This is a genomic window from Streptomyces sp. NPDC096339, from assembly GCF_044762985.1.
Taxonomy (GTDB): domain Bacteria; phylum Actinomycetota; class Actinomycetes; order Streptomycetales; family Streptomycetaceae; genus Streptomyces.
On sequence record NZ_JBIWFI010000005.1, the window covers coordinates 1 to 25,297 of the forward strand.

Below are 25,297 nucleotides of genomic sequence, written 5' to 3' on the forward strand. Positions count from 1 at the left end.
GGGGGGGGGGGGGGGCGGCCGCCCCCCCCCCCCCCCCCCGGCGGGGGGGGGGCGCCCCCCCGGGGTCCGGGGCGGAGCCCCGGCAACGGCGCCGCACCCGGGTCGGCAGGGCCCCCGAGGCAGGCCACCGGTGGCGGCCGCCGCGCCGACCCCGGCCCAGGGCGGGAGCCCGGCGGCGGGAGCCCGGCGGCGGCTCGGCCGGGTCAGTCCACCAGGGACACCGGCAGGAGCCGCACCGCCTCCCGCAGGGCGGCGGCGACGGCCCGGAACTCCCCCTGCCGCGCCGTCCCCGTCCGCATGGCCAAGGCGACCCGCCGCGACGGCGCCGGCTCCGCGAAGTACCCGGTGGCCAGCCGCTCGTTCCGCGTCGTCTCCAGCCGCAGCGCGGTCCGCGGCAGCAGCGTCACCCCGAGTCCCCCTGCGACCAGTTGTACGAGGGTGGACAGCCCGGCGGCGGTGGTCGTGACGTCCGTGCCCGAGGCCCGCCCCGCCTCGCGGCAGATGTCGAGGGCCTGGTCGCGCAGGCAGTGTCCCTCGTCCAGCAACAGCAGCTGTAGGCCGCGCAGTTCCTCCAGCGGTAGGTCCCGGCGCCCCGCCAGCTCGTGCTCCCGGGGTGCCAGCAGGACGAACTCCTCGTCGAAGAGGGGCAGTTCGGTGACCCCCGGCACCCCCAATGGCACCGCGAGCAGCAGCAGGTCGAGCCGCCCGCCGGCCAGTCCCTCCAGCAGCGAGGCCGTCTGCTCCTCGTGCACCTGGAGGTCCATCCCGGGGTAGCGCCCGCGGAAGAGCCGCAGCACGGTCGGCAGCAGGTACGGCGCCACCGTGGGGATCACCCCGAGCCGCAGGATCCCGGTGAACGGCGCGCGCACGGCCTCGGCCTCCTCCATCAGCCCGCCCACGGCGTCCAGCACCACCCGCGCACGCGCCGCGATCCGCTCCCCCGCGGGCGACAGCAGCACCTTGCGGGTGGTCCGCTCCAGGAGCCGCACGCCGATGGCCTCCTCCAGCGCGGAGACGGCCCCGGAGAGCGCGGGCTGGCTCATGCCGATCGCCGCGGCGGCGTCCCGGAAGTGCAGGTGCTCGGCGACCGCCGCGAAGGCGCGCAGTTGCGCGAGCGTCGGCTGCTTCACCGGCTTCGCTCCCCTGTTACCCACGCCACCCACGCCGCCCACAGCCACTGATAGGCACCTCCGATCACCTGCCGCAAGAGTAGCTATTTCTTTAATCAATGCCGGTGTGTCAGCATGTGAGATCCGTCCAACCCCTTCGGAAATCCCCCAAAAAGGGCTCTTTCCCTTCTGCAAGGAGAGCGCGTGCTCACTGTCGGCGACCAGTTCCCCACCTTCGACCTGACCGCCTGCGTCTCGCTCGAAGCGGGCAGCGAGTTCGCGCAGATCGACCACAAGACCTACGAGGGCAAGTGGAAGGTCGTCTTCGCCTGGCCCCTCGACTTCACCTTCGTCTGCCCGACCGAGATCGCCGCCTTCGGCAAGCTGAACGAGGAGTTCGCCGACCGCGACGCGCAGATCCTCGGCTTCTCGCTCGACTCCGAGTACGTGCACCACGCCTGGCGCAAGGACCACGCCGACCTGCGTGACCTGCCCTTCCCGATGATGTCCGACATCAAGCGCGAGCTGTCGGGCGACCTCGGCATCCTGGGCCAGGACGGCCTGCCGATGCGTGCCGTCTTCATCGTGGACCCGAACAACGAGATCCAGTTCTCGATGGTGACCGCCGGTTCCGTGGGCCGTAACCCCAAGGAGGTCCTGCGGGTCCTCGACGCCCTGCAGACCGACGAGCTGTGCCCCTGCAACTGGAACAAGGGCGAGACCACCCTCGACGCCGGCGCCCTGCTGGCCGGTGAGTGAGCGATGTCCCTCGACTCCCTCAAGTCCGCCATACCGGACTTCGCCAAGGACCTGAAGCTGAACCTCGGTTCGGTCATCGGCAACCAGGACACCCTCACCCAGCAGCAGCTGTGGGGCACGGTCCTGTCCTGCGCGATCGCCGCCCGCTCCCCGATCGTCCTGCGTGAGCTGGAGCCGGAGGCGAAGGCGGTCCTGTCGCCGGAGGCGTACACCGCCGCCAAGTCCGCCGCCGCGGTCATGGCGATGAACAACGTCTTCTACCGCACCCGCCACCTGCTCTCCGACCCGGAGTACGCCAACCTGCGGGCGGGCCTGCGGATGAACGTCATCGGCAACCCGGGCGTGGAGAAGGTCGACTTCGAGCTGTGGTCGCTCGCGGTCTCCGCGATCAACGGCTGCGGCCAGTGCCTGGACTCGCACGAGCAGGTCCTGCGCAAGCACGGCCTCGACCGCGAGACGGTCCAGGAGGCCTTCAAGATCGCCTCGGTGATCCAGGCCGTCGCCGTCACCCTCGACGCGGAAGCGGCCCTGGCCGCCGAGTAGTCACCCGTACGCGGTCCGGTCCTCCGGCACCCGTGCGCAGTCCAGGGGCCCCGCCGCCGTTGTCCGGCCGCGGGGCCCCTGTCCGTTCGGTCGCGGCGAGCCACACGTCCCCGGGCCCCGCCCCGCTCGGGCCCGCCCGGCGCAGACCCCGCCCGGCACAAGCCCGCTGCGCGGAGCTCCCCGACCCGCCCTTCCACCGTTCCGGGGGCTCCGCCCCCGCCCCCGCGCCTCAAACGCCAGCGGGGCTGGATGTGGCCGCTGCCGTCCACCAGGCGGAACCGGATGGCCTGCAGGACAGTTCCAGCCCGTCCGGCGTTTGAGGACCCGGAGTCCGGGGGTAGCGCCCCCGGCCGTGGCGCCGCACCCGGCGAATCCGGCGTTCAGCGTTTGCGCAGCGCCGTCAGCAGCGCCCTCATGTCCTCGACCATCGCCGACTTGAGGGCGACCTCGTCCACGTCGGTGACATCGTCCTCGCCCCACCACTGGACGGTGAGCGTGAAGACCGCGCCGCCGTCGAGCACCTTGAGCTGCGGTTCCGTCGTCTCCCCACTGATCAGCGCCCGTTCCCCGAGACCGGGGACCTCCTCCGGCTCTCCGGGCACCGAGTAGAGGCTGCGGCCGGGCCCAACGCCGAACTCCGGGCCGGGGTCCGTCTTCTTGTGCAGGTCGACCTGCACCTCACCCTGGTAGCTGGCCCTGCCCTCGATCCGCATCGAGTTGTACGTGCAGAACGACCAGTCCAGGTTGGGGCTCTCACCATGACGGCGCATCCCCGTCTCGAATCCCCCGGCCAGGGAGCCGAGCACCTTCAGCGGCGCTTCCTTGCAAAGGTCCTCGGAGTGCCGGTACGAGATCCTCGGCGCGGCGGCGAATCGATCCTGCGCGGCCAGTGCCCCGGCCCACACCGCCGAGGCCAGCACGGCCCCGCCGAGCGCCCACAGCCACGGCCGGCGCCCCACGGGTTCCCGGAGAGCCTCGGGCTGCGCCTCGTCGGCCGGAGGCCCGCCCCGCCACTCGCCGTCGAGCTCGGGCTCGCCGATCACGCCTGCGGGCCGTCCGTGACACCGACGGCCGTCGCGCCGTGCGGCGACGGGCCGACCGGGGCGACGGCGGGGTGCAGTTGCTCGCGCGAGTACGCCCGCAGGTAGACCACCACCGTGTTGGTGACGGCCACCAGCGGCACGGCGACCACCGCTCCGCCGATGCCCGCGATCATTCCGCCGGCCGCGACGACCAGCACCACCGCGAGCGGGTGGACCCGTACCGCCCGGCCCAGGATGAAGGGCTGGAGCACGTGCCCCTCGATCTGCTGCACCGCGAGCACCACGCCCAGCACCGCCAGCGCGATGACCGGACCCTGCGTCACCAGCGCCACGACCACCGCGAGGGCGCCGGAGATGACCGCGCCGACGAGCGGGATGAAGGCGAACAGGAAGATGAAGACGGCGAGCGGCACGGCCATCGTCACGTCGAGGAAGTAGAGCCCGAGGCCGATGAAGACGGCGTCGATGAGCGCGACGAGCACGGTGCCTCGCACGTACGCGGTCAGCGTGCGCCAGGCGCGCGGTCCGGCGCCCGCCATACCGGGCCGGGCGGTGGCCGGGACGAGGCCGAGCACCCAGGTCCAGATCTTCTTGCCGTCGTAGAGCAGGAAGAGCGTGGAGAACATGGCGAGCAGCATGCCCGTCAGGACCTCGACGAGCACCGTCACGCCCTGCAGGCCGGCGGAGGTGATCTGCTCGGTGTTGGTGCCGATGGTCTCGCTGAGGTTCTTCGCGATGTCGTTGATCTGCTTCTCGGTCACGTGGAACGGACTGTCCAGTGCCCAGGTCTTGAGTTCGTTGATGCCCTCGCGGACCCGGTTGGACAGGTCGTCGAGGTTCTCCATGACCTGCCAGACCACGAACCAGCCGACGAGCCCGATGATCACGAAGCCCAGGATCGCCGTGACGGCGGTGGCCAGTCCGCGCGGCATGCCGAGCCGGCGCAGCCGGACCACGAAGGGCTGGAGCAGCGCGGTGACGAGCATGGCGGCGGCGAAGGCGAGGACGACCAGGCGCACTTCGCTGATCACCTTCATCAGCACCCAGAGCATCCCGGCGAGGAGCAGCAGCCGCCAGCTGACCTCGGCGGCCACGCGCATGCCCCACGGGACCACGCTCACCGGGTCGGGCCGCTCGGGCAGGGCGACGGCGGCCGGCGCCTGTGCGCGCTCCGGCGCCGGGCCGGGGCCGGGCCCGGGTGCGACGCGGCCCGGCAGGTCGCCCCTCGCCTCCGCCGCGATCTCGGCGCGCCGCTCGTCGAGCGCCGCCTCCATCCGGTTCAGCCTGCGCCCCAGCCGACCGAGCCAGCCTGCCCTCTTCGACATCTCTTTCCCTTCCCCCCGCCCCGTGGTCACACCTCGAAAGACCGTACACGCGAGGAGCCCCGCACCGTATGACGGTGTGGGGCTCCTCGGGGTTGAGCAGGGGGTGCGGCGACCTCGCCGGCCTAGTACCAGCCGTTGTTCTGGTGGAAGTTCCAGGCGGCGCAGGGGCTGCCGTACCGGTCGTTCATGTAGTTCAGGCCCCACTTGATCTGCGTCGCGGGGTTGGTGCGCCAGTCCGCTCCGGCCGAGGCCATCTTCGAACCCGGGAGCGCCTGGACCAGACCGTACGCGCCCGAGGACGAGTTCACGGCCTTGTAGTTCCAGGTGGATTCCTGGTTGATGATGTTGGAGAAGCACTGGAACTGACCGGCCGGGACCATCTGCCGGGCGATGTCCTTGACCTGGGCGACCGTGTAGGAGCTCTGCGGCGCGAAGTCGCCGGCGTCGCGGGCGGCGGAGCGGCTGGCCACGTCCTTCGCCTCGCGGTCCGCCTTGGCCTTGGCGTCGGCGTCCGCCTTCTCCTTCTCCGCGGCGGCCTTCTTGGACTTGGCGTCCTCGGCGGCCTGTACGCGGGCGGCCTCCTCCGCCGAGCGCTTGGCGTCGGCGTCGGCGGCGTGGGCGATGGTGTCGGCCTGCTGGGTCAGGGACCCGCTCTGAACCGACGCCTGGTCGCCGACCGGGATGTCGGTGAGGAGAGTGGCGCCGGACGCTGTCGTTTCGAGGTCGTTCGAGGGGTCGCCGGCGGCAACGCCCACGACTGCGCCGACGGTGGTGACCGCGGTGGCCGAAGCCACTGCGAACCCCCGGACCGAGATCCGGCTCACACGGTGTCCTTCCAGCAGCGTCCGCAGTGACCGCGCGGGCGCAATATTGCCCTCGACTCTGGCCTCCGTGGTTCCTGGGTCACTGGAGGCGCCGGCCCGTGGGCAGCTCCCTCACGGGGGCTGCCGCTTGAAACTCCGGGCGGCATACGGCAATCGACTGTGGAGTTGTGGTGTTGCGCGTACCTCACGGGAGGTACAGGTGTGCCGTATGCGGGGCCTGACGGAAACCAGACTCTGCCGGAACGCCACGCCGCAAGGCAATTCTCCGTTGCGTGGGAAAGGTCACACCTGGGTTGTTGCCGTCGATTCGGCCAAAGGCCTGTGCAGCACGACGCCGCCCGGCTAGGCTCTCGGGCCTTTGCCGGGCGGCGCCAACTCACTTTCCCGCTATGGGCGTTTTACCCCTCTGTGCTCCTTCGGTCTCCTTACAGCGATTCGAGCATCTCGGTGACGAGGGCCGCGATCGGGGACCTCTCGGAGCGGGTCAGCGTGACGTGCGCGAAGAGCGGATGCCCCTTCAGTTTCTCGACCACGGCGACGACTCCGTCGTACCGGCCGACCCTGAGGTTGTCCCGCTGGGCCACGTCGTGGGTGAGAACGACCCGCGAATTCGCCCCGATCCGGGACAGAACGGTCAGCAGGACGTTCCGTTCCAGCGATTGGGCCTCGTCCACGATGACGAACGCGTCGTGGAGCGAGCGGCCGCGGATGTGCGTGAGCGGCAGGACCTCCAGCATCCCGCGGTTCAGCACCTCCTCGATGACCTCTTTACCGGCCACCGCCGAGAGGGTGTCGAAGACCGCCTGCGCCCAGGGGCTCATCTTCTCGGAGGCGTCCCCGGGCAGATAGCCCAGGTCCTGGCCGCCCACCGCGTACAGCGGCCGGAAGACCATCACCTTCTGGTGCTGCCTGCGCTCCAGCACCGCCTCCAGGCCCGCGCACAGCGCCAGCGCCGACTTGCCGGTGCCGGCCCGGCCGCCCATGGAGATGATGCCGATCTCGGGGTCGAGGAGGAGGTCGAGCGCGATGCGCTGCTCGGCGCTGCGGCCGTGCAGCCCGAAGGCCTCGCGGTCGCCCCGTACGAGCTTGACGTTGCCGTCGGCCGTGACCCGGCCGAGCGCCTTGCCGCGCTCGGACTGCAGGACCAGTCCGGTGTGCACGGGCAGTTCGGCGGCCTCCGGCACGTAGAGCCGGTCCTCGGAGTAGAGGAGGTCGATCTGCTCCCCGGACAGGGAGAGCTCGCTCATACCCGTCCAGCCCGCATCGGTGATCGCGAGCTCGGCGCGGTACTCCTCCGCGAGCAGGCCCACCGAGGAGGCCTTGATGCGCAGCGGGAGATCCTTCGAGACCACCGTGACGTCGTAGCCCTCGGCCTGGAGGTTGCGGGCGACGGCGAGGATGCGCGAGTCGTTGTCCCCCAGCCTGAAGCCTGCGGGCAGGACACCCGGGTCGGAGTGGTTGAGCTCGACGCGCAGGGTGCCGCCCAGATCGCCCAGCGGGATGGGGGCGTCGAGGCGACCGTAGCGAACCCGGAAGTCGTCGAGCAGGCGCAGGGCCTGGCGAGCGAAGTAGCCGAGTTCGGGATGGTGCCGCTTGGCCTCCAGCTCGGTGATCACCACGATCGGGAGCACGACCTCGTGCTCTTCGAACCGCTTGATCGCGTTGGGGTCTGCCAGCAGGACGCTGGTGTCGAGGACGTAGGTCCGCCTGTCGGGCAGGCGGCGCTTTGTGCTGGTCACCACGGAAGGACGTACCCCCTCGGAAGAGGTCGGGCCATGAAGACCGGACCGGTCATCGGCACCCATGCCGGGGCCGATTTCCGGCCCTCCCACTCCGTCCGTGCGAACCGCACGTGCGTCCTGGTGCAAAGGGCCTCCCGGGCGGACGACCCCATGCCGTCCGCTGAGACTCGACACCCGTGGATCGGGCATCGACCTGAAAGGGATATTCCCCGATCAGGCCAGGCCATGCCTTGGCATATGACGGACGCTCGGTGAATCCCTGGTGAAGGGTTCGAGGGGAGGGCATGACGGGGCCCGAGGCGCCGTCAGACGCCCCGGGAGGGCCAGGGGGCCAGGGGGGCCGGACGCCCCCTGGGTGCCCTCAGGTGCCGTAGCGCCGGTGGCGGGCCGCGTAGTCGCGCAGCGCGCGGAGGAAGTCGACCTTGCGGAAGGCCGGCCAGAAGACCTCGCAGAAGTAGTACTCGGAGTGCGCGCTCTGCCAGAGCATGAATCCGGACAGCCGCTGCTCGCCGCTGGTGCGGATCACCAGGTCGGGGTCGGGCTGGCCGCGCGTGTAGAGGTGCTCGGCGATGTGGTCGATGTCCAGGATCTCGGCGAGCTCCTCGAAGGAGGTGCCCTTCTGCGCGTGCTCCAGCAGCAGCGAGCGGACCGCGTCGGCGATCTCCTGGCGGCCGCCGTAGCCCACGGCGACGTTGACGAGTATCCCGTCGATGTCGTGCGTGGCCTGCTCGGCCTCCTTCAGCACGGTCTGCGTCTGGGCGGGCAGGATGTCGAGGTTGCCGACGTGGTGGACGCGCCAGCGGCCGTCCTCGGCGAGGCCCCGCACGGTGTTCTCGATGATGTTGAGCAGCGGGCGCAGCTCGACCTCGGGCCGGTCCAGGTTGTCGGTGGAGAGCATCCACAGGGTGACGACCTCGACGTCCGTCTCGGTGCACCAGCCCAGCATCTCGGAGATCTTGTCGGCCCCGGCCTGGTGGCCCTGTTCCGTCGTGCCTCCGGACGCCTTCGCCCAGCGCCGGTTCCCGTCCAGGATGACGCCGATGTGCTTGGGCGCCGCGTCATGGTCGAGGCGGCCTTCCACCCGGCGTGCGTAGAGCCTGTACACCAGGTCGCGCAGCTTCACGATCTTCCAGCCCCTCCGTGCAATGCCCCCGTGCGAATTACGGTGCGGTCCCACCCCCGAGGCGGCCACATTACTGCGCGCCGGGAGGGGGTACCCAACTCGGTCTGTCACAACTCCGTGATAGGGAGGACAACGTGACTGATACCAATCCCTATCGGGCAGAACCCTCGCGCTACGACTCCATGGAGTACCGGCGCACCGGCCACAGCGGCCTCAAGCTCCCGGCCATCTCCCTGGGCCTGTGGCACAACTTCGGCGACGACAGGTCCCTGGCGTCCCAGCGGGCGATCCTCCGCCGGGCCTTCGACCTCGGCGTCACCCACTTCGACCTGGCGAACAACTACGGCCCGCCCCCCGGCTCGGCCGAGCTGAACTTCGGGAAGATCTTCGCGCAGGACTTCGCCCCCTTCCGCGACGAGCTGATCCTCTCCACCAAGGCCGGCTACCACATGCACCCCGGGCCGTACGGGGAGTGGGGCAGCCGCAAGTACCTGCTCGCCTCGCTCGACGCCTCGCTGAAGCGGATGGGCGTGGACTACGTCGACGTCTTCTACTCGCACCGCTTCGACCCGGAGACCCCGCTGGAGGAGACCATGGGCGCCCTCGCGTCCGCGGTCCAGCAGGGCAAGGCGCTGTACGTCGGCGTGTCCTCCTACACCGCGGAGCAGACGGCCGAGGCGGCCCGGATCCTGCGCGGCATGGGCGTACGGCCGCTGATCCACCAGCCCTCGTACTCCATGATCAACCGCTGGACGGAGGAGGACGGCCTGCTCGACACCCTGGAGGAGGCCGGCATGGGCTGCATCTCCTTCGCGCCGCTCGCGCAGGGGCTGCTGACGGGCAAGTACCTCAAGGGCATCCCCGAGGGCTCGCGGGCGAGCCAGGGCAAGTCCCTGAACCCGGCGCTGCTGTCGGAGGACGTCGTACGGCGCCTGGGCGGGCTGGGCGAGATCGCCGCGCGGCGGGGGCAGTCCCTGGCCCAGCTGGCGCTGACGTGGGTGCTGCGCGACGAGCGGATGACCTCGGCCCTGATCGGCGCGTCGAGCGTGAAGCAGCTGGAGGAAAACGTGGCGGCGCTGGCCGGAGACCGGCTCTCGGAGGCCGAACTGAAGGAGATCGACTCCTTCGCGGTGTCCACGCCCGGCACGAACATCTGGGCCCAGCGCAGCTGACCTGCGGGTTTGCCCGATCGGCCCGGAGAACGAAAAACGGGCCGGTCCGTGGGGGGGATACGGACCGGCCCGAGGGGGGGGTTCCACCATAACCCTTCGTAAAGCGTGATGCGTGCATTGCGGCGACACGATTACGCTCCGAAACCACCCAGCAGCACTCCGGTGAGTGCTCCGGCGGCCATGAAGGGGCCGAAGGCGAAGGCCCGCTTCCGGGCTTCCGGGCCCTTCAGCGCCTGCGGCAGGCCGTACAGGGCCCCGTAGAGGAAGCCCAGGAAGGCCCCGGCGGCCCATACCCCCCACCCGTACCACCCAAGAGCGACCCCCAGCGAGAGCGCCAGCTTGACGTCGCCGAAGCCCATGCCCGCGGGGTTGATCAGGAACAGCAGGAGGTACGCGGCCCCGAGCGCGCCGCCCCCGAGCAGCGCGCCCCGCCAGTCGCCCGCGGCGCGGGGCAGGAGGGCGGCCGCGGCGAGTCCGGTGGCGGCGGTGGCGGCGAGCGGCAGGGTCAGTACGTCGGGCAGCCGGTGCACGGCCCGGTCGACGAGGGCGAGCAGCACGAACAGCGGGGCGAGCCCCACGTACACCCCCGCCTCGGGCCGCACCCCGACGGCCGCCGCGATCGAGGCGCACACGGCCCCGGCGACCACGGCGACGGCCACCCCCCGGCCCCCGTAGGCGTGCGGGGCCGCGCCCGCGTGCGGCACACCACCCGGCCGGGCCCCGCGCACTGGCGTCTGCCGCGCGGGCGGGCGGCAGCGGGCCGGGCCGAGCCAGCCGGGCAGCCGGTGGCCCTGCGGGCAGCTGTCCCGCCAGGGGTCTCCCGGCTCGACGGAGAACCGGTACACCGCGCGCGGGAGCAACAGCCCGGCGGCGGCGCCGTACGCGGCGGCGAGGACGATCAGGACGACACCCATCCGGCGACGGTAGCGCCGACGGGGCCGCTGCGCGGGCCCTTCCCCACCCCGCCCACCCCGCCCTTCCTCCGTTCCCCGGGGCTCCGCCCCGGACCCCGTACGGGGCCTGCGCGCCCGTCGCCTCAAACGCCGGCGGGGCTGGACGTTCCAGCCCGGCCGGCGTTCGAGGCGCGGGGGTCTGGGGGCGGAGCCCCCGGTGCGGGAAGGAGCGGGGTGGGGAAGGGCCCGCGCAGCGGCACCCCGGCCGCCTACCCTGACCCGTATGGCGAACTGGCGGGACGCACACGGCACGCTCACGGTGGAGGGGACCCGGGTCCCGCTGGAGGTCGCCGCCTCCTACCGCGCCCGCACCCGCGGACTCCTCGGCCGGGACGGGATCGCCGGCGCACTGCTCCTCACCCCCGCCGCGAGCGTGCACACCTTCCGCATGCGGTTCGCCATCGACGTGGCGTACCTCGACCGGAACCTGCGCGTCCTCGCCGTCACCACCATGCCCCCCGGCCGCCTCGGCCTGCCTCGGCCGCGTTCCCGGCACGTCCTGGAGGCCGAGGCCGGGGCGATGGCCGGGTGGGGCCTGCGGGTCGGGACGACGGTGAAGGCGGACGTATCCGGGCGTCTCACGCGCGGCTAGGCGAGGCCCCGCAGCGGCGGTAGGTTGGGGCGGTTGAGCTGGGGTCTCAGGGGAGCGGCATGACGGAGAACGCGCGGGTCAAGGCGCTGGAGCAGATCATGCCGGCGACGCACGGGGCCGACGAGGACATCGACTGGCGGGCGGCCGAGGCGGCTTGGGGGACCCGGTTCCCGGCCGATTTCGTGGCGTTCATGGGCCGCTTCGGCGCGGGCTCCATCAACGGCGAGGCCAGCGTCCTGCTTCCGCTCCCCAAGCCCGGACTCCAGTGGGCCCCGGCGGAGATGGCCGAGGAAACGGCCAACGCCCGCCAGATCTGGGAGGACGAGGGCGGCCGGGCCGCCTTCGACGTGGACCCGGAGTCGATCCTCGCCTGGGGCGTCACCGGCGGCTCGGACATCCTGTGCTGGCTCACCTCCGACCCGGACCCGGACCGGTGGCCGGTCCTCGTCTGCGGGCGGCACACCGCGGACTCCTTCGCCGTGCACCCGTACGGCATGGCCGAATTCCTCTACCGGCTCTGCTCCGACGAGTTCGACGTGAGCCCGGTCAGCATCACCTTCTGGGACGGCGGCCACCTCAGCTTCGTGCACTGGCACAAGGCCCAGCGCCGTTGGCAGGAGGGCCGCAACCCGGAGACCGGCGAGCCGGACCCGTACGCCGGCGACTTCGCCGACTAGCTCCGCCTCCCCGCCCCCGCCGCCCCCGCCCCGCCGCCTCCGGCCGGTTCCAGCCCGTTTCAAATCAAGAAACGGGCTTTTCGGCATGTCTACGCGCGTCCATATCGTGGATCACATATCGGAAAACACAATAAGAAAAAGCACGGGTTGGAGCATTGAACACAAGTGCTGCCCCAATGGAACCAACCCACCCCCCTTCAGGAGAGAATTCCGGCCAACGGGCCATGGAAGGACACGCCAGCCCGGAGTGACTCATAAGTAGCATCGACATCCAAAAGAAATTCAGGGGATTACGCCCGTGCGACGAAGGATTTCCGGAGCGCCCGCCACCGCGGTCGTGCTCGGTCTGTTGGTATCTCTGAGCGGATGTGGTGGCGACTCCGGGGACGCCTCGGACGGCGAGGGCACGCTGCGCCTGGTGGCCGCCGAATACGGCGACAACCCGGCCACGAGTTCAAGGGCCTTCTGGGACAAGGTGACGGCCGATTTCACCGCCACCCACCCCGGCATCAAGGTCAAGGTGGAGCTCAAGCCGTGGGCCGACATCGACCGCGAGGTCTCTCGTTTGGTCAATGCCGGCAAGGCGCCGGACATGGCCCTCATGGGCTCGTACTCCGACTTCGCGGCGCAGGGAAAGCTCTATTCCGCTGACGAGCTCCTCTCGGTCAGCGCCGAGGCGAACTTCCTGCAGCCCCTCGCCGAGGCCGGCTCCGTCGGGTCGACCCTCTACGGTCTGCCCTTCGTGGCGAGCAGCCGCCTGCTCTTCCTCAACGATGCGCTCTTCACCAAGGCCGGCGCCAAGCCCCCCACGACCTGGACCGAACTCAAGACCGCCGCGACGGCGCTCAAGAAGCAGGGCGTGAAGTTCCCGTACGCGATGCCCCTGGGCCCGGAGGAGGCGCACGCCGAGGCGCTGATCTGGGAGCTCAGCAACGGCGGCGGCTACGCGGACAGCAGCGGCAACTACAGCCTGGCCTCCGAGCAGAACGTCAAGACCTGGGGCTGGGTGAAGGAGAACCTGGTCGGGGCCGGTCTGACGGGGCCCGTCGCGCCGTCCCAGCTCAACCGTGCCGACGCCTTCGCCGCCTTCCTGAACAACGAAGTCGGCATGGTCAACGGCTACCCCTCGCTCCTCCACGAGGCGCGCGCCAAGGGCATCAAGGTCAACGCCGTCTCGATGCCGGTCTCGGAGGACCTCGGCGCCGGGGAGACCCCTCCGACGGTCGGCGTGGCCGACTGGATGATGGCGTTCAAGCAGAACGGCAACCGCAAGGCGATCGGCCAGTTCCTGGACTTCCTCTACCAGGACAAGAACCTGTCGGACTTCGCCAACCGGTACCACCTGCTGCCGTCCACCACCTCCGCCTCGCGCGCCGTGGCGGGCAACAACGGCAGCATCGCGCAGAGCGACACGCAGTTCCTGACCGCGCTGCGCGGCGCCCAGCTCTACCCGGTGAACGACCCGAACTGGGTGACCGTCAGCGACACGATCAAGCGCAACATCGGACGCGCCGTCGACTCCAACGGCAACCCGAAGGCCGTCCTGGAGGAGATCGCCGCGAAGGCGACCGAGGCCTCCAAGAAGAAGAACTGAAGGGCCCCTTGATCCGGGACTTTCGCCCCCTGCCACGGCACACCCCCTGCGGCAGGATGGCCATACCGGCACTCGATCCGAGGCCGCGGCCCGGTCGCCCGCGAAGCACCCACAAGGTGCGCGGGGCGACAGGCCACATCCACTCCGTCACCCGGTCCGTCGGTCAGCGCTGACGACCGTGGTCCTCGGCGAACGCCGTGCGGTACTGCTCGCAGCTTGAGTCCCAGCGCAGCGTGCCCGTGAGCGTCCCGTACCCCTTGCGCGTGACGGACCATTCCACCGTGTACTCACCGGTGTCGCACGCGATCCGCTTGCCGCCCGCGACCTTCGCCCGCCCCGTCGCCGGCTTCCCCGTCAGCTCCTGGTGCACCTCCCCCGCCTTGGCGCGGTCCCCGGCGCGCCGCAGGACGGCGTGCACGACGATCGGGTGCCTGCCCTCCTTGGTCGTCAGCGTCTTCTTGACCACCGTCGACTCCGACACCGCCCACGCGAACTCGTAGCCCGGCTGCCAGGCCAGGGTCTTGGGGTCGGGAGCCTGCCGCTCGTAGTCCGGGGCGGCCTCGGGGCCGGGGCGGGTGACCGTCTTGTACTGGATGCCCGGGTGGAAGCGGAACTGGGCCTCCACCTTGTGCATCTCGTCCTTGGTCCACATCGACTTCATGGCCTTCTCGCCGTTGGACGGGTCCTGGAGGTACGAGGCCACCTCGGCGGCGGTGGCCGCCTGCCCGAGGGCGGGAGCGAGGGCCGCCGCGGCGGTGGCGAGGGCGAGAGCTGCGGTGCGGGTGCGCTTCATGCCCGGTCCAACGGGGCCCCGCGGCGGGCCGGAACGACGCCGGGCGCGCATTCACCCGTACGGGAGCCCGCGGACCACGGAACATCCCGTGACCGGCGCCGGTCCTGAAGGTGGTGCCGGCGGGGCTCTGACCTTGTGGAGGTCAGGCCTGGCCGGTCTCGAAGCGGCTGATCTTTCCGCCTCCGGGGGCGATGACGAACCGCCAGGCGGTGCGCATCTCGCCCCAGGTGTCGTTGCGGTAGCTGACGACGAGGGAACGGCCGCCGTCCGCCTCGGTCTCGACGTCCATGTGGCCGTTGGAGGAGAAGATCTCCCTGTCGGTCCAGTCCGCGACATCGCGGTCGGATCCGTCGTCGGACATGGTCGCGTCGCCGGTCAGGACGGCGAAGAAGGCGTCCTTGTCGTGCGCGTTGACGGCTTTGACGAAGGCGCCGACCACGGGGTCGGAGAGTTTGGCGGGGGCGATGGTCACGGGGGGCCTCCTGGCGGCTCCGGCGGGCGGGTGGGCGTACGTTCGTACGCACCGGACCAGGGAACACCCGGCGCCCCTCCGCGCGGTCGACCCTCACCCGTTCGCCGCCGGACGGCGTGTCAGGCGGGGTGCGGGTCAGGAGGTGCGGGCCGGGAAGCCGGTCGGACGGCCCTGGTCCTTCAGCCAGGCCAACACCTGGTCGAGCGCCTCGACGGTCTGCGTGCGGTTGCCGCCTCCGTCGTGGAAGAGCACGGTCGGGCCGTTGCCGATCTCGCGCTTCACGGCGTCGACGATGGCGGCCGTGCCGGGCTTCTCGAAGTCCTTGGTGTCGACGTTCCAGCCGAGCGGGCGCATCCCGTTCGCGGCGGCGACGCGGCGGCTGTCGGGGGTGAACGCGCCGCCGGGAGCGCGGTAGTACTCGACCTTCGCGCCGCCGCCCGCGGCCTCTTCGATCAGCTTCTTCGCCTCCAGGATCTGCTGTTCCTGGTAGGCGAGCGGCTTCTTGTCCATGGACGTGTCGTGGTTCATGGTGTGGTCGCAGAGCCGGTGCCCGGCCGCGACGACCTGCTTGACCACGTCGGGGTGGGCCTTGGCCTGCGGTCCGATCATGCAGAAGGTCGCCTTCACGTCGTACTTCTCGAGCACGTCGAGCACCTTCGGGGTCCATCGGGGGTCGGGGCCGTCGTCGATGGTGATGTTGACCGCGTCCGCGCCGCCCTCCGACGCGTGGGCTATGGACTCGGGTATCCCCTGCTGCTGCGGCTGCTGCTGCGGCTGCCGCCCTGACGCCTGGTCACCCTTCGCGTCGGCGCCGGCGTCCGTGTCCTGCTGCCGTGACACGTTCCGGTGCGAGGTCGTGTGTCCCGAGTCGACGAAGGCCGCCACTCCCCACACCGTCGCCCCCACGGCGACGGCCGAGGCCACGACGGCCGCACGGGCCCGGATGCCCTGCTTGTTCATGCTGCCCACTCCCCATCCGCCTTGTCAGCGTCCTGTGGATCAGGACGATCGCGACAGCGGGGAGGTTCCAGCCAATTGGGCCATAAAATCCGGATAATGGGACAGATGGGACTGGTGTGACGAGACGAAAGCCCGGCCCCGGTGGATCCGTTGGTCCACCGGGGCCGGGCTGTCGGTCTGCCGTCGTCACCCGTCAGTGGGCGAGCGACTCCTGCTGGGCCGGGGCGACCTTGCCGCCCTCCGCGTCACCGGCCGGAGCCGGGCCGGCGCCCCGCAGCGGGACCTCCTTGACGAACCATGCCGCCAGGAAGCCCAGTACGGCGATGGCCGCGCCGAGCAGGAACGCGGAGTGCGTACCGGCCGCCACCGCGTGCTGGTAGGCCTCGCGCACGGCCTCCGGCAGCTTGGCCAGGCTCGCGGCGTCGAGCTGGGCGGAGCCGGCGGCGTTCGCGGCCTGCGGGCCGAGGCGCTCGGACATGGTGTCCGTGACCCGGCTGGTGAACAGCGAGCCCATCAGGGCCACGCCGAAGGAGCCTCCGAGCGTACGGAAGAGGGTCGCCGAGGAGGAGGCGACGCCCATGTCCTTCATGTCGACGCTGTTCTGCGCGACGAGCATGGTGATCTGCATCAGGAAGCCGAGTCCGGCGCCGAGCACGGCCATGTAGAGGCCGGAGACCAGGCGGGTGGTGTCGGTGTCCATCGTCGCGAGCAGGAACAGCCCGACGACCATGAGCGCGCCGCCGATGATCGGGAACATCTTGTACTTGCCGCTGTTGGTGGTGATGCGGCCCGCGATCAGCGAGACGACCATCATCGAGAGCAGCATGGGCAGCAGGAGCAGGCCCGAGTTGGTGGCGGAGGCGCCCTGCACGGACTGCTGGAACAGCGGGAGGTAGAGCACGCCGCCGAACATCGCGAAGCCGACCAGGAAGCCGATCACGGACATCAGGGTGAAGTTGCGGCTGCGGAAGATGTGCAGAGGCATGACCGGCTCGGAGGCCTTGGTCTCGGCGTAGACGAAGGCGGCGATGGACAGGACGCCGAGGGCGATCAGGCCGATGATCTCGCCGGAGCCCCAGGCGTACTCGGTGCCGCCCCAGGTGGTGACGAGCACGGTGGAGGTGATCGCGACCGTCAGCAGCGCCGCGCCGAGGTAGTCGATCTTCGGACGGGCCTGGTCCGTCCGCTTGGGCAGGTGCAGCACCGCCGTCACCATCGCGAGCGCGACGGCGCCGAGCGGCAGGTTGATGTAGAAGGACCAGCGCCAGCCCATGTGGTCGGTGATGGTGCCGCCGACCAGCGGGCCGCCGATCATGGCGAGGGCCATCACGCCGGCCATCATGCCCTGGTACTTGCCGCGCTCACGGGGCGGGATCAGGTCGCCGATGATCGCCATGACGCCGACCATCAGACCGCCGGCGCCGAGGCCCTGGATCGCACGGAAGCCGATCAGCTGGCCCATGTCCTGGGCCATGCCGCTGAGCGCGGAACCGATCAGGAAGATGACGATCGAGGTGAGGAAGGAGCCCTTCCGCCCGTACATGTCGCCGATCTTGCCCCAGATCGGCGTGGAGGCCGCGGTGGCCAGGGTGTAGGCGGTGACCACCCAGGAGAGGTGCTCCAGACCGCCGAGCTCGCCGACGATCGTGGGCATCGCGGTGCCGATGATCATGTTGTCGAGCATGGCCAGCAACATTGCGATCATGAGGGCCATGAGGACGACCCGAACGCTGCGCGGCTTCACCTCCTCCGAGGTCCCGGCCGATTTCGCCACGTCCACCATGTTCCACTCCCCGTGTACTTCTTCTGGTACTTATTCGTTCACCGGCACTTACTTGCCGCCCGGCTAGTTCACTACACTGGGGACGGTAGACCCGTAACTTGCCGGGCGTCAAGTAAGTAAGTCTGAGGAGAGTCATGTCCAGCAGCAGTCCGCAGCGCCGCCGTGGCGACACGCGTCAGCGCATCCAGGACGTCGCACTGGAGCTCTTCGCCGAGCAGGGCTACGAGAAGACGTCGCTGCGCGAGATCGCGGAGCGGCTGGAGGTCACGAAGGCGGCGCTGTACTACCACTTCAAGACCAAGGAAGACATCATCATCAGCCTCTTCGAGGACGTGACCCGTCCCATCGACGAGCTGATCGAGTGGGCCGAGCAGCAGCCGCGCACCCTGGAGACCAAGCGCGAGGTGCTGCGCCGCTACAGCGAGGCGATGGCGGCCGGCGCCTCGCTCTACCGCTTCATGCACGAGAACCAGGCGACGACGCGCGAGCTGAGCATCGGCGAGACGGTCAAGGCCCGGCTCTTCCGGCTGACCGAGCTGCTGCGCACGGAGGACGGCCCGGTGACGAACCAGGTCCGCTGCGTCAGCGCCCTGTTCACGCTGCACGCCGGGATGATGTTCCTCCAGCACGTGGAGGCCGACCCGGAGGAGACCCGGCTGGCCGCGCTGGAGGTCGCCACGGACCTCATCACCCAGGCCCACCGCGTGCCGTAGCCCGCGGCGCGTGGGGCGCGCGCGGCACGTGGGGCGTGCGGCACGTGGGGCGCGTGCGGACGGGCCGCGGCAGGACGTACCGGCCCGTCCGACAGACCGATGGGCCGACAGACCGATGGGCGGACAGTTCGATAGGCCGACAGGCCGATGGGCCCAGCACGGCATCGCGTGGCATCACGTGGCCGGACGGGGCGGCCTGTACGTTCCGGGCATGTCCGCCAGCACGGTCACCACGACCACCCCCGCACCCGGAAAGTCGCGTCACCCGTACGACACCTGCCCGCTCTGCTCGGCGTCCGACATCTCCGAGCTGCGCACGGGCGACTGCTCACACCATGCGCTGTACAAGCCGGTCGTCTCGCCGCTCATGGTGTGGATGCGGTGCGGCGCGTGCGAACACGTCTTCACCGAGGGCTACTTCACGGACGAGGCCCGTGCGGAGGTCTTCTCCTCGACCCACCCGAACGAGCAGCCGGGCGCGGACTTCGAGCAGAACCGCTACGTCTCCGCGCGCATCGTCGAGCGCGTCGCCCGCTACGTCTCCGACGGCACCGGCACCGCCACGTGGCTCGACGCCGGCTCCGGGAACGGATCGCTGCTGTTCACCGCCGAGGAGTGGGGCTTTCGCCCCGAAGGCCTCGTCCTGCGCCCCGCCACGGCCCAGGGGCTGCGCGCGCTCGGCATCGACGCCCACTGCGCCGACCTCACCGCCCTCGACGGGTCCGGCCGGTACTCGGTGATCAGCCTGACCGACGTGCTGGAGCACATGCCCTACCCCGGCCGGGGCCTGGCCGCCGCGCACCGGCTGCTGAGGGAGGACGGCGTGCTCTTCGCGTCGATGCCCAGCTACGGCTGTGCGGCTTGGCGCCTGCTCGACGCGCGCAACGCCAACCCCTACTGGGGGGAGCTGGAGCACTTCCACAACTTCAGCCGCGCCCGCCTCTACTCCCTGCTGGAGGAGCACGGCTTCGAGCCCCTGCACTACGCGGTCAGCGAGCGCCACCGCGTGGGCATGGAGGTCGTCGCGCGGCGCCGGACAGGCCCCGCACCGGCCTAGCCGAGGCGGCGGCCTAGCCGAGGCGGCGGCCTAGCCGAGGCGGCGGTCCGCCTCCTCGATCGGGACGTCGTTGATGCTCGCCTCCCGTCGGCTCATCAGGCCGTCGGGGGCGAACTCCCACTGCTCGTTGCCGTGGCTGCGGTACCACTGGCCGTCGGCGTCGTGCCACTCGTACTCGAAGCGGACGGAGATGCGGTTGCCCGTGTACGCCCACAGCTCCTTGCGCAGCCGGTAGTCGAGCTCGCGCTCCCACTTCCCGGCGAGGAACTCGCGGATCTCGGCGCGGCCGGTGAGGAACCGGTCGCGGTTGCGCCAGACGGAGTCCTCCGTGTACGCGAGGGAGACCCGCTCGGGGTCCCGGCTGTTCCAGGCGTCCTCGGCGGCCTGGACCTTGGCGCGGGCGGACTCCGCGGTGAAGGGCGGCAGGGGCGGGCGCACGGCGGTGTCGGTGCGGGTGTCGGTGTCGGCCTGGGTCTCGGGCACGGTGATCCATCCCTTTCGGCGGGAACGACAGGAGAACGCTCGTTCTCACACCTTAGAGAACGAGCGTTCTCCCCGCAAGGGAATCTGGACTACCCTGCCCGTATGGACGACGAAGAGGCCCGCACCCGACTGCTGGACGCGGCGGAGGAGCTGTTCTACGCGGAGGGCATCCAGGCCGTCGGCATGGACCGCATCCGCGCCGGGTCCGGCGTCCCCCTCAAGCGGCTCTACCGGCTCTTCCCGGCGAAGGAAGCCCTGGTCACGGCCTATCTGGAACGGCGTGACCAGCGCTGGACGCGCAGTCTGCGCGACGCCGTCGCCGGGGCCCCGGAGCCGGTGCCCGCCGTCTTCGACTGGCTGGCGGGGTGGTTCTGCGAGCCGGACTTCCGGGGCTGTGCGTTCCTGAACGCGTACGGGGAGCTGGGCACCGGCCCGGCCGCGGTGATGGACGTCGTACGCCGCCACAAGGCGGCACTGCGTACCTTGCTGGGCGAGTTGGCCGGACCGGACCGCCCGGGGCTCGCGGACCAGCTGCTGATCCTGGTCGAGGGCGCCACCGTGGTGGCGGCCTTCGACCCCGGCCCGGAGCCGGCCCACCGGGCGCGGGAGGCCGCCGAGCGGCTCCTCACCGCGACCGGCTGAACCGGGGCCGGCCGAACCCGGGCCGGCCGAACCGGGGGCGGCCCGACCGGGGCGAGGGGCTGTCGGCTACTTGTGGCCGTGCTGGACGTCCAGGCAGAGCGCCCACACATCGGAGTAGCTGCCCGGGGAGGGCGAACCGCCGCTGTGGGTGGCGGCCGTCCAGTACGACGGGTTGGTGCTTCCGTCGGCGAACGGGGTGCCGGCGGCGTCGCTCGGGAAGCTGCCGTTGAGGTGGGGGCCGCCCGAGGTCGCCTTGCTGAAGTCGGTCGTGGTCACGTTGCCGCCGCTGATCGCCGCGCCGCCACTGACCAGCCGTCCGTCCTCGCGGGAGCAGCCGGTCGTCGCCGTCGTGCCCGTGGAGGCCGTGTTCGGGCCGTCGACCTCGGTGAAGCGGACCGTCGTGGCGACGTGCTTGAGGTCGATGTCGTCCGTGCTGCAGATCGCGTAGGCGTAGGTCATGTTGTCCGCGCCGCGTCCGCCGCCGATCCCGCCGACCGCCGTCCAGGAGTCGGGGTTGCGCTCGCCGTCGCCGGCCGCGATCGAGCCGTTGTGGTGCGCGGCGTCGTTGAAGGTGGGGAAGCTCGCGATCGGCTTGAGGCTGCCGACACTGGCCGGGGTGGTGCGGGCGCCGCCGCCGATGAGGACGGTGTTGGCCGGGCAGGTCGCCGTGACGAGCTTGGAGGACAGCCCGCTGGTGGGCCCGGAGGCCTTGTTCATGACCACCTGGGTGTGCCGGATCAGGTTGCTCCGCAGGCAGATCGCGTACGGGGTGGTGGAGAAGGCCTCGCTGCTGCGGCTGCCGCTTCCGCCCATCGCCATCCAGTGCGTGGCGTCGGTACCGACGACCCCGGGGGTGTCGGTGTACTCGGTGGCGCCGTCGGCGCTGGGCACCATGCCCATCACGTGGTTGCCGTTGGACATCTCGTCGTTGCCGATGGCCTGGTCGGCCCCGCCGCCGGAGACGAGCCCGTCGGGGCAGTCGGCGTGCGAGGTGACCCCGGTGAAGGGGGTCGCGGGGCCCATGGTGGCCCCGGGGGTGACGACGGTGACGTCGGCCGTCTTGGCGTACGCGGCTCCCGGCACCGCGACGGTCAGCAGGCCGGCCAGGAGCAGCGCCTTGGCCGTGGCGGAGCTCCGCCGGAGTTTCGTGCTCATGGGGTTCTCTCTCTTGTTTCCTTGCGCATGGACGCGCGGTCGCGTGGACGCGCGGTCGCGTGGACGCGTGGACGCGTGGACGGTTTGCGGCGACTACCGGCTCAGACGCCGTCGTTGGCGCACAGCACCCATGCGTCGGTGTAGGTGCCGGGCGAGCTCTGTCCGCCGGTGTGGGCGGAGGCCGTCCAGTACGCCGCCGTGGTGGTCCCGTCGCCGACCGCGGCGCCGCCGGAGGTGCTGGGGAAGCTGCCGTTGAGGTGGTCGCCGCCCGAACCGGGGCCGGTGAAGTCGGTGGTGGTCACGCTGCCCCCGCTGACCGCGGCGCCGCCGCTGACCAGCTTCCCGTCGTTCTGGCCGCAGCCCACGGTCGCGGTCTGACCGGTGCTCCCGGTGGTGGGGCCGCTCACCTCGGTGTGGCGGACCGTCACCGTGGCTCCGCCGACGCTGATGCCGCTTCCGCTGCAGATCGCGTAGGCGTAGGTGTGGTTGGCGCTGTTGTTGTTGCCGTCCCAGCCGACCGCGGCCCAGGAGTCGGGGTTGGTCTCTCCGCCGGCCGCGGCCTTCTGGCCGTAGTCGTGCGCGGAGTTGTTGAAGGTGGGGAAGCTCGCGATGGTCTTGTAGCTGCCGGTGTTGCCGGGGGTGGTGCGGGCGCCGCCGCCGAGGAGGCGCGTGTTGGCCGGGCAGGTCGCCACGACGAGGCCCACGGTGGCCCCGGTGGTGGGGGTGTTGGCCTTGTTCATGACGACCTGGGTGTGGTTGATCAGGTTGCTGGTGAAGCAGATCGCGTAGGGCGTGGTGGAGAAGGAGGCGTTGACCTGGCCCCCGCTCCCGCCGATGCCGAGCCAGTGCGTCACGTCGGTGCCGACGACCCCGGTGGAGCCGGTGTATTCGGTGGTGCCGTCGGAGCTGGGCGAAGTGCCGTTGACGTGGTTGCCGTTCACGCCCGAGCCGGTGCCGATGGCCTGGTTGACGCCGCCTCCGGAGATCAGGCCACTGGAACAGTCCGCGTGGGTCGGTATCTCCGAGTTGCCGGAGGCGGGGCCACTGGTGGCCCCGGGGGTCTTCACGGTCACGCTCACGGTGTTGGCGTAGGCGGTCGCCGGCACGGCCAGGGCCAGTACGGCACCGAGCACGAGCGTCCTGCCGGTGGCGAAACGGCGCAGAAGTCCTGCGTTCATGTGGATCTCCCCATCTGACGGGCGGTGGGCGACGAGCGGTGGGCCGCGGTCGTAGGCGGCTCGGCGCGGTGCGGCGCGGTGCGGAGCGTTGTCCGGAGGCGGGGGTAGGGGCGTCGTCGGTGCGGAACTGACACGGCATCACAACGGCTGTCTGCCTGGCGGATGTGGGCCGCTGAGGGGCAGACGAAGGTTCGGACCAGCCATCTCGCCACCCTGTCCGGAGCGGCGCATGCGGACTCTAGCAGTCCTTTAACGCCGCATCTACATAGGAGATTCTTACCTTCAAGTAGCAAATGCATGGTTTAACGATCAGCCGTCCCGGTGGGCTGGGCGTTCCGGCATACGGCGTAGGGAGGGGTGTCACGGCCCGTCCGGGCCCGGGCGGACTCGTAGCGTCGCGGGCGGACCCCCGTCCCCCCTCCGCTCAGGAATCGAGGAACCGAGATGGCAGTTCTGGTCTACAACCGGGGTGCGGAATGGACCCGGGAGCTCTACCAGGCCCTGCACGACCGCGTGCTCCCGGACCCCGGGAACCCGCCGGCCGGGCTCCTCGTCCACACCGCGTCACCGGACGAACGGGGCGGCTGGATGGTCGTCGACGTATGGGAGTCGGAGGCCGACTACCGGCGGTTCGTCGAGGACAGGATCATGCCCGCGGCCCGGGAACTCGGGGCGCCGCCGTTCGACACGCACGTCAGCGAGATCTTCTACCACCTGATCCCGTAGCCGGGTCGGCCGCCACTCGGCCCAACCCGTGAAACACCGTCAGGAAGACGGGGAAGAGGTGTGGCCGAGGAGTGCCCGGGACCGCCCGGGGCGCCGAGGAACACACCTGAAAGGCAGCGCGAATGACCACGACCACCGCCACGTCCACGTTTCCTGCCGGACTTCCCTTCGTACGGGGACGACGCACCGGACACGCCCCGGGCCGGCCGTGGTCGAGGAAGAGCAGGGCCCCGGTCGCCGCGGCCCTCGGAGCGGCCCTGGCGCTCGCCCTTCCCGGGGTGGCGCTGGCGGCGCCGGGCGACCCGGACACCGGCTTCGGCACGGGCGGCAGGGTCACCACCGACTTCGGCGGCTTCGAGCAGGTCAACGGGGTGGCGGTACAACCCGACGGCAAGATCATCGCCGTCGGCCTCACCGACACCGGCGGTGTCGGTGGCGGCGTCCACAACTTCGCGGTGGCCCGCTACAACGCCAACGGCACCCCGGACAGCACCTTCGGCACCGGCGGCAGGCTGACCACGGACCTGCGCGGCGACGCCCAGGCGGTGGCCGTCCAGCCGGACGGGAAGATCGTCGTCGCCGGCCACAGCGACGACGACTTCGCCGTGGCCCGCTACAACGCCAACGGCAGCCCGGACACCACCTTCGACAACGACGGCAAGGTCACCACCCAGTTCGGCGGCGTCGACCAGGCCCGCTCGGTGGCGCTGCTGCCCGACGGCAGGATCGTCGTCGCCGGCCTCAGCAATGCGGCCGGCACCTACGACTTCGCGGTGGCCCGGTACAACAGCAACGGCAGCCCGGACACCGACTTCGACGCCGACGGCAGGGTGACCACCGATTTCTCGGGCGGCCTCGACCAGGCTGCAGGGGTGGTGTTGCAGGCGGACGGCAGGATCACCGCCGCGGGCTCGGCCAACGGCTTCGGCTCCGACGACTTCGCGCTCGTCCAGTACAACAGCGACGGCACCCTGGACAGCACCTTCGGAACCGGTGGCAGGGTGACCACCGACTTCGGCGCCCTCGACCAGGCCCGGGGGATGGCCAGGCAGCCCGACGGCAAGATCGTCACCGCCGGCCTGACCGGTTCGGGCAGCACCTTCACCTTCGCCCTGGCCCGCTACAACGCCGACGGCAGCCCCGACGCCACCTTCGACACCGACGGCCGGCTGACCACGGGCTTCGGCACCACCGGCAGTGCGGCCGCGGTGGCGCTGCAGGGCGACGGCAAGATCATCGCGGCCGGCCAGAGCAGCTCCGGCGGCGCCGACTTCGCGCTGGCGCGCTACAACGACGACGGCGCCCTGGACACCACCTTCGACACGGACGGCAAGGTGACCACCGACTTCGCGGGCGCCAACGACGGGGCGAACGCGGTGGCCGTGCAGGCCGACGGCAAGATCGTCGCCGCCGGGCACGCGTCGGGGGTCACCAGCGACTTCGCGCTCGTCCGCTACCAGAACGGCGGCAGTACCCCGCCCCAACAGCCCTCCCTGACCATCGGCAAGTCCCATGCCGGAAACTTCACGCGCGGCCAGCGGGGCCAGTACACGATCACCGTCGGCAACCGCGGGTCCGCCCCGACCGATGGCAGCACGGTCACCGTCAGGGACACCCTCCCGGCGGGACTCTCCGTGGCCCGGATGACCGGTCCCGGCTGGAACTGCCCGCGGGCCGCCCTCACCTGCACCCGCTCCGACGCCCTCGCCGCCGGGAACGACTACCCGCCCATCACCCTCCAGGTCCGCGTCGCCCGCGACGCCCCCGGCACGGTCACCAACACGGCCACCGTCACCGGCGGGGGCGACTCCACCCTCCACACCGCCACCGACCCCACCACCACCGTCCCCCGCCGGCCGTAGCTCCTCGGCGCACGCGT

The 25,297-nt window shown here is 71.0% G+C and carries 25 protein-coding genes; 11 read left to right on the forward strand and 14 right to left on the reverse strand.

Annotation, left to right across the window (positions count from 1 at the left end; genetic code table 11):
• Positions 1-203: 203 nt before the first annotated feature.
• A complete protein-coding gene (locus ACIQ5Y_RS10060) occupies positions 204-1,130 on the reverse strand; it encodes a hydrogen peroxide-inducible genes activator (RefSeq protein ID WP_403877512.1) in 927 nt (308 codons plus the stop codon).
• 183 nt (positions 1,131-1,313) lie between these two features.
• On the opposite strand from ACIQ5Y_RS10060, the gene ACIQ5Y_RS10065 reads away from it, so the two are divergent.
• Both ACIQ5Y_RS10065 and ACIQ5Y_RS10070 read left to right on the forward strand, forming a co-directional pair.
• A complete protein-coding gene (locus tag ACIQ5Y_RS10065) occupies positions 1,314-1,868 on the forward strand; it encodes a peroxiredoxin (RefSeq protein WP_403877515.1) in 555 nt (184 codons plus the stop codon).
• Positions 1,869-1,871: 3 nt separating this feature from the next.
• On the forward strand, positions 1,872-2,411 hold the full coding sequence (locus ACIQ5Y_RS10070; protein ID WP_403877517.1) for an alkyl hydroperoxide reductase: 540 nt from the start codon (positions 1,872-1,874) through the stop codon (positions 2,409-2,411).
• A 380-nt stretch (positions 2,412-2,791) separates the two neighbouring features.
• Here ACIQ5Y_RS10070 and ACIQ5Y_RS10075 read toward each other — a convergent pair whose 3' ends face one another.
• The 5 genes from ACIQ5Y_RS10075 to ACIQ5Y_RS10095 all read right to left on the reverse strand — a co-directional run bounded on the left by ACIQ5Y_RS10075 (position 2,792) and on the right by ACIQ5Y_RS10095 (position 8,468).
• Positions 2,792-3,454, reverse strand: coding sequence for a hypothetical protein (locus ACIQ5Y_RS10075; RefSeq protein WP_403877519.1), 663 nt, complete (start codon positions 3,452-3,454; stop codon positions 2,792-2,794).
• Positions 3,451-4,779: an AI-2E family transporter gene (locus ACIQ5Y_RS10080; RefSeq protein WP_403877522.1), complete on the reverse strand. Its 1,329-nt coding sequence runs from the start codon at positions 4,777-4,779 to the stop codon at positions 3,451-3,453. The genes ACIQ5Y_RS10075 and ACIQ5Y_RS10080 overlap by 4 nt, the downstream gene beginning before the upstream one ends.
• Before the next feature lie 122 nt (positions 4,780-4,901).
• Positions 4,902-5,603: a transglycosylase SLT domain-containing protein gene (locus ACIQ5Y_RS10085; protein ID WP_403877524.1), complete on the reverse strand. Its 702-nt coding sequence runs from the start codon at positions 5,601-5,603 to the stop codon at positions 4,902-4,904.
• A gap of 425 nt (positions 5,604-6,028) precedes the next feature.
• Positions 6,029-7,345 (reverse strand): PhoH family protein, encoded by a 1,317-nt coding sequence (locus tag ACIQ5Y_RS10090; protein ID WP_403877527.1) that lies wholly within the window; start codon positions 7,343-7,345, stop codon positions 6,029-6,031.
• 361 nt (positions 7,346-7,706) lie between these two features.
• Positions 7,707-8,468: an isoprenyl transferase gene (locus ACIQ5Y_RS10095; protein WP_403877530.1), complete on the reverse strand. Its 762-nt coding sequence runs from the start codon at positions 8,466-8,468 to the stop codon at positions 7,707-7,709.
• A gap of 134 nt (positions 8,469-8,602) precedes the next feature.
• On the opposite strand from ACIQ5Y_RS10095, the gene mgrA reads away from it, so the two are divergent.
• On the forward strand, positions 8,603-9,640 hold the full coding sequence (gene mgrA, locus ACIQ5Y_RS10100) for an L-glyceraldehyde 3-phosphate reductase (RefSeq protein ID WP_403877533.1): 1,038 nt from the start codon (positions 8,603-8,605) through the stop codon (positions 9,638-9,640).
• A 131-nt stretch (positions 9,641-9,771) separates the two neighbouring features.
• Here mgrA and ACIQ5Y_RS10105 read toward each other — a convergent pair whose 3' ends face one another.
• The gene (locus tag ACIQ5Y_RS10105) at positions 9,772-10,554 is read right to left on the reverse strand and encodes a prepilin peptidase (protein ID WP_403877536.1); all 783 of its coding nucleotides are present in this window, start codon (positions 10,552-10,554) and stop codon (positions 9,772-9,774) included.
• Between the two features lie 262 nt (positions 10,555-10,816).
• Here ACIQ5Y_RS10105 and ACIQ5Y_RS10110 point away from each other — a divergent pair, with 262 nt between their 5' ends.
• The 3 genes from ACIQ5Y_RS10110 to ACIQ5Y_RS10120 all read left to right on the forward strand — a co-directional run bounded on the left by ACIQ5Y_RS10110 (position 10,817) and on the right by ACIQ5Y_RS10120 (position 13,456).
• Positions 10,817-11,185 (forward strand): DUF192 domain-containing protein, encoded by a 369-nt coding sequence (locus ACIQ5Y_RS10110; protein ID WP_403877539.1) that lies wholly within the window; start codon positions 10,817-10,819, stop codon positions 11,183-11,185.
• Between the two features lie 59 nt (positions 11,186-11,244).
• Positions 11,245-11,862, forward strand: a complete 618-nt coding sequence (locus ACIQ5Y_RS10115; protein WP_403877541.1) for an SMI1/KNR4 family protein — start codon at positions 11,245-11,247, stop codon at positions 11,860-11,862.
• 298 nt (positions 11,863-12,160) lie between these two features.
• Positions 12,161-13,456, forward strand: a complete 1,296-nt coding sequence (locus ACIQ5Y_RS10120) for an ABC transporter substrate-binding protein (RefSeq protein ID WP_403877544.1) — start codon at positions 12,161-12,163, stop codon at positions 13,454-13,456.
• A 163-nt stretch (positions 13,457-13,619) separates the two neighbouring features.
• On the opposite strand, the gene ACIQ5Y_RS10125 is transcribed toward ACIQ5Y_RS10120, so the two are convergent.
• The 4 genes from ACIQ5Y_RS10125 to ACIQ5Y_RS10140 form a co-directional block, all read right to left on the reverse strand.
• Positions 13,620-14,249, reverse strand: a complete 630-nt coding sequence (locus tag ACIQ5Y_RS10125; protein WP_403877547.1) for a hypothetical protein — start codon at positions 14,247-14,249, stop codon at positions 13,620-13,622.
• Positions 14,250-14,391: 142 nt separating this feature from the next.
• Entirely contained in the window at positions 14,392-14,721 is a 330-nt protein-coding gene (locus ACIQ5Y_RS10130) for a nuclear transport factor 2 family protein (RefSeq protein WP_403877550.1), read from the reverse strand.
• 135 nt (positions 14,722-14,856) lie between these two features.
• On the reverse strand, positions 14,857-15,681 hold the full coding sequence (locus ACIQ5Y_RS10135; RefSeq protein ID WP_403877553.1) for a polysaccharide deacetylase family protein: 825 nt from the start codon (positions 15,679-15,681) through the stop codon (positions 14,857-14,859).
• Positions 15,682-15,874: 193 nt separating this feature from the next.
• Positions 15,875-17,464 (reverse strand): MDR family MFS transporter, encoded by a 1,590-nt coding sequence (locus tag ACIQ5Y_RS10140; protein ID WP_403877555.1) that lies wholly within the window; start codon positions 17,462-17,464, stop codon positions 15,875-15,877.
• A 134-nt stretch (positions 17,465-17,598) separates the two neighbouring features.
• Here ACIQ5Y_RS10140 and ACIQ5Y_RS10145 point away from each other — a divergent pair, with 134 nt between their 5' ends.
• On the forward strand, positions 17,599-18,177 hold the full coding sequence (locus ACIQ5Y_RS10145; RefSeq protein ID WP_403877558.1) for a TetR/AcrR family transcriptional regulator: 579 nt from the start codon (positions 17,599-17,601) through the stop codon (positions 18,175-18,177).
• 211 nt (positions 18,178-18,388) lie between these two features.
• Entirely contained in the window at positions 18,389-19,234 is an 846-nt protein-coding gene (locus tag ACIQ5Y_RS10150) for a class I SAM-dependent methyltransferase (RefSeq protein ID WP_403877561.1), read from the forward strand.
• 30 nt (positions 19,235-19,264) lie between these two features.
• Here the strand turns inward: ACIQ5Y_RS10150 and ACIQ5Y_RS10155 are convergent, their stop codons facing one another.
• Positions 19,265-19,717, reverse strand: coding sequence for a nuclear transport factor 2 family protein (locus ACIQ5Y_RS10155; protein WP_403877563.1), 453 nt, complete (start codon positions 19,715-19,717; stop codon positions 19,265-19,267).
• 102 nt (positions 19,718-19,819) lie between these two features.
• Between ACIQ5Y_RS10155 and ACIQ5Y_RS10160 the strand changes: the two genes are divergently transcribed.
• On the forward strand, positions 19,820-20,359 hold the full coding sequence (locus tag ACIQ5Y_RS10160; protein WP_403877566.1) for a TetR/AcrR family transcriptional regulator: 540 nt from the start codon (positions 19,820-19,822) through the stop codon (positions 20,357-20,359).
• Positions 20,360-20,425: 66 nt separating this feature from the next.
• Here ACIQ5Y_RS10160 and ACIQ5Y_RS10165 read toward each other — a convergent pair whose 3' ends face one another.
• A complete protein-coding gene (locus ACIQ5Y_RS10165) occupies positions 20,426-21,514 on the reverse strand; it encodes a hypothetical protein (RefSeq protein ID WP_403877569.1) in 1,089 nt (362 codons plus the stop codon).
• A 101-nt stretch (positions 21,515-21,615) separates the two neighbouring features.
• A complete protein-coding gene (locus ACIQ5Y_RS10170; RefSeq protein WP_403877572.1) occupies positions 21,616-22,692 on the reverse strand; it encodes a hypothetical protein in 1,077 nt (358 codons plus the stop codon).
• A gap of 444 nt (positions 22,693-23,136) precedes the next feature.
• Between ACIQ5Y_RS10170 and ACIQ5Y_RS10175 the strand changes: the two genes are divergently transcribed.
• On the forward strand, positions 23,137-23,418 hold the full coding sequence (locus ACIQ5Y_RS10175) for a hypothetical protein (protein ID WP_403877575.1): 282 nt from the start codon (positions 23,137-23,139) through the stop codon (positions 23,416-23,418).
• Positions 23,419-23,540: 122 nt separating this feature from the next.
• Positions 23,541-25,280, forward strand: a complete 1,740-nt coding sequence (locus ACIQ5Y_RS10180; protein WP_403877578.1) for a calcium-binding protein — start codon at positions 23,541-23,543, stop codon at positions 25,278-25,280.
• Positions 25,281-25,297: the final 17 nt, after the last annotated feature.

Bases quoted from the DNA above. Each gene is read 5' to 3' on its own strand.
- ACIQ5Y_RS10125 (WP_403877547.1), bottom strand. From the start codon at position 14,249: ATGAAGCGCACCCGCACCGCAGCTCTCGCCCTCGCCACCGCCGCGGCG.
- ACIQ5Y_RS10115 (WP_403877541.1), top strand. From the start codon at position 11,245: ATGACGGAGAACGCGCGGGTCAAGGCGCTGGAGCAGATCATGCCGGCG.
- ACIQ5Y_RS10160 (WP_403877566.1), top strand. From the start codon at position 19,820: ATGGACGACGAAGAGGCCCGCACCCGACTGCTGGACGCGGCGGAGGAG.
- ACIQ5Y_RS10070 (WP_403877517.1), top strand. From the start codon at position 1,872: ATGTCCCTCGACTCCCTCAAGTCCGCCATACCGGACTTCGCCAAGGAC.
- ACIQ5Y_RS10170 (WP_403877572.1), bottom strand. From the start codon at position 22,692: ATGAACGCAGGACTTCTGCGCCGTTTCGCCACCGGCAGGACGCTCGTG.
- ACIQ5Y_RS10110 (WP_403877539.1), top strand. From the start codon at position 10,817: ATGGCGAACTGGCGGGACGCACACGGCACGCTCACGGTGGAGGGGACC.
- ACIQ5Y_RS10165 (WP_403877569.1), bottom strand. From the start codon at position 21,514: ATGAGCACGAAACTCCGGCGGAGCTCCGCCACGGCCAAGGCGCTGCTC.
- ACIQ5Y_RS10150 (WP_403877561.1), top strand. From the start codon at position 18,389: ATGTCCGCCAGCACGGTCACCACGACCACCCCCGCACCCGGAAAGTCG.
- ACIQ5Y_RS10140 (WP_403877555.1), bottom strand. From the start codon at position 17,464: ATGGTGGACGTGGCGAAATCGGCCGGGACCTCGGAGGAGGTGAAGCCG.
- ACIQ5Y_RS10180 (WP_403877578.1), top strand. From the start codon at position 23,541: ATGACCACGACCACCGCCACGTCCACGTTTCCTGCCGGACTTCCCTTC.
- ACIQ5Y_RS10135 (WP_403877553.1), bottom strand. From the start codon at position 15,681: ATGAACAAGCAGGGCATCCGGGCCCGTGCGGCCGTCGTGGCCTCGGCC.
- ACIQ5Y_RS10080 (WP_403877522.1), bottom strand. From the start codon at position 4,779: ATGTCGAAGAGGGCAGGCTGGCTCGGTCGGCTGGGGCGCAGGCTGAAC.
- ACIQ5Y_RS10105 (WP_403877536.1), bottom strand. From the start codon at position 10,554: ATGGGTGTCGTCCTGATCGTCCTCGCCGCCGCGTACGGCGCCGCCGCC.
- ACIQ5Y_RS10175 (WP_403877575.1), top strand. From the start codon at position 23,137: ATGGCAGTTCTGGTCTACAACCGGGGTGCGGAATGGACCCGGGAGCTC.
- ACIQ5Y_RS10145 (WP_403877558.1), top strand. From the start codon at position 17,599: ATGTCCAGCAGCAGTCCGCAGCGCCGCCGTGGCGACACGCGTCAGCGC.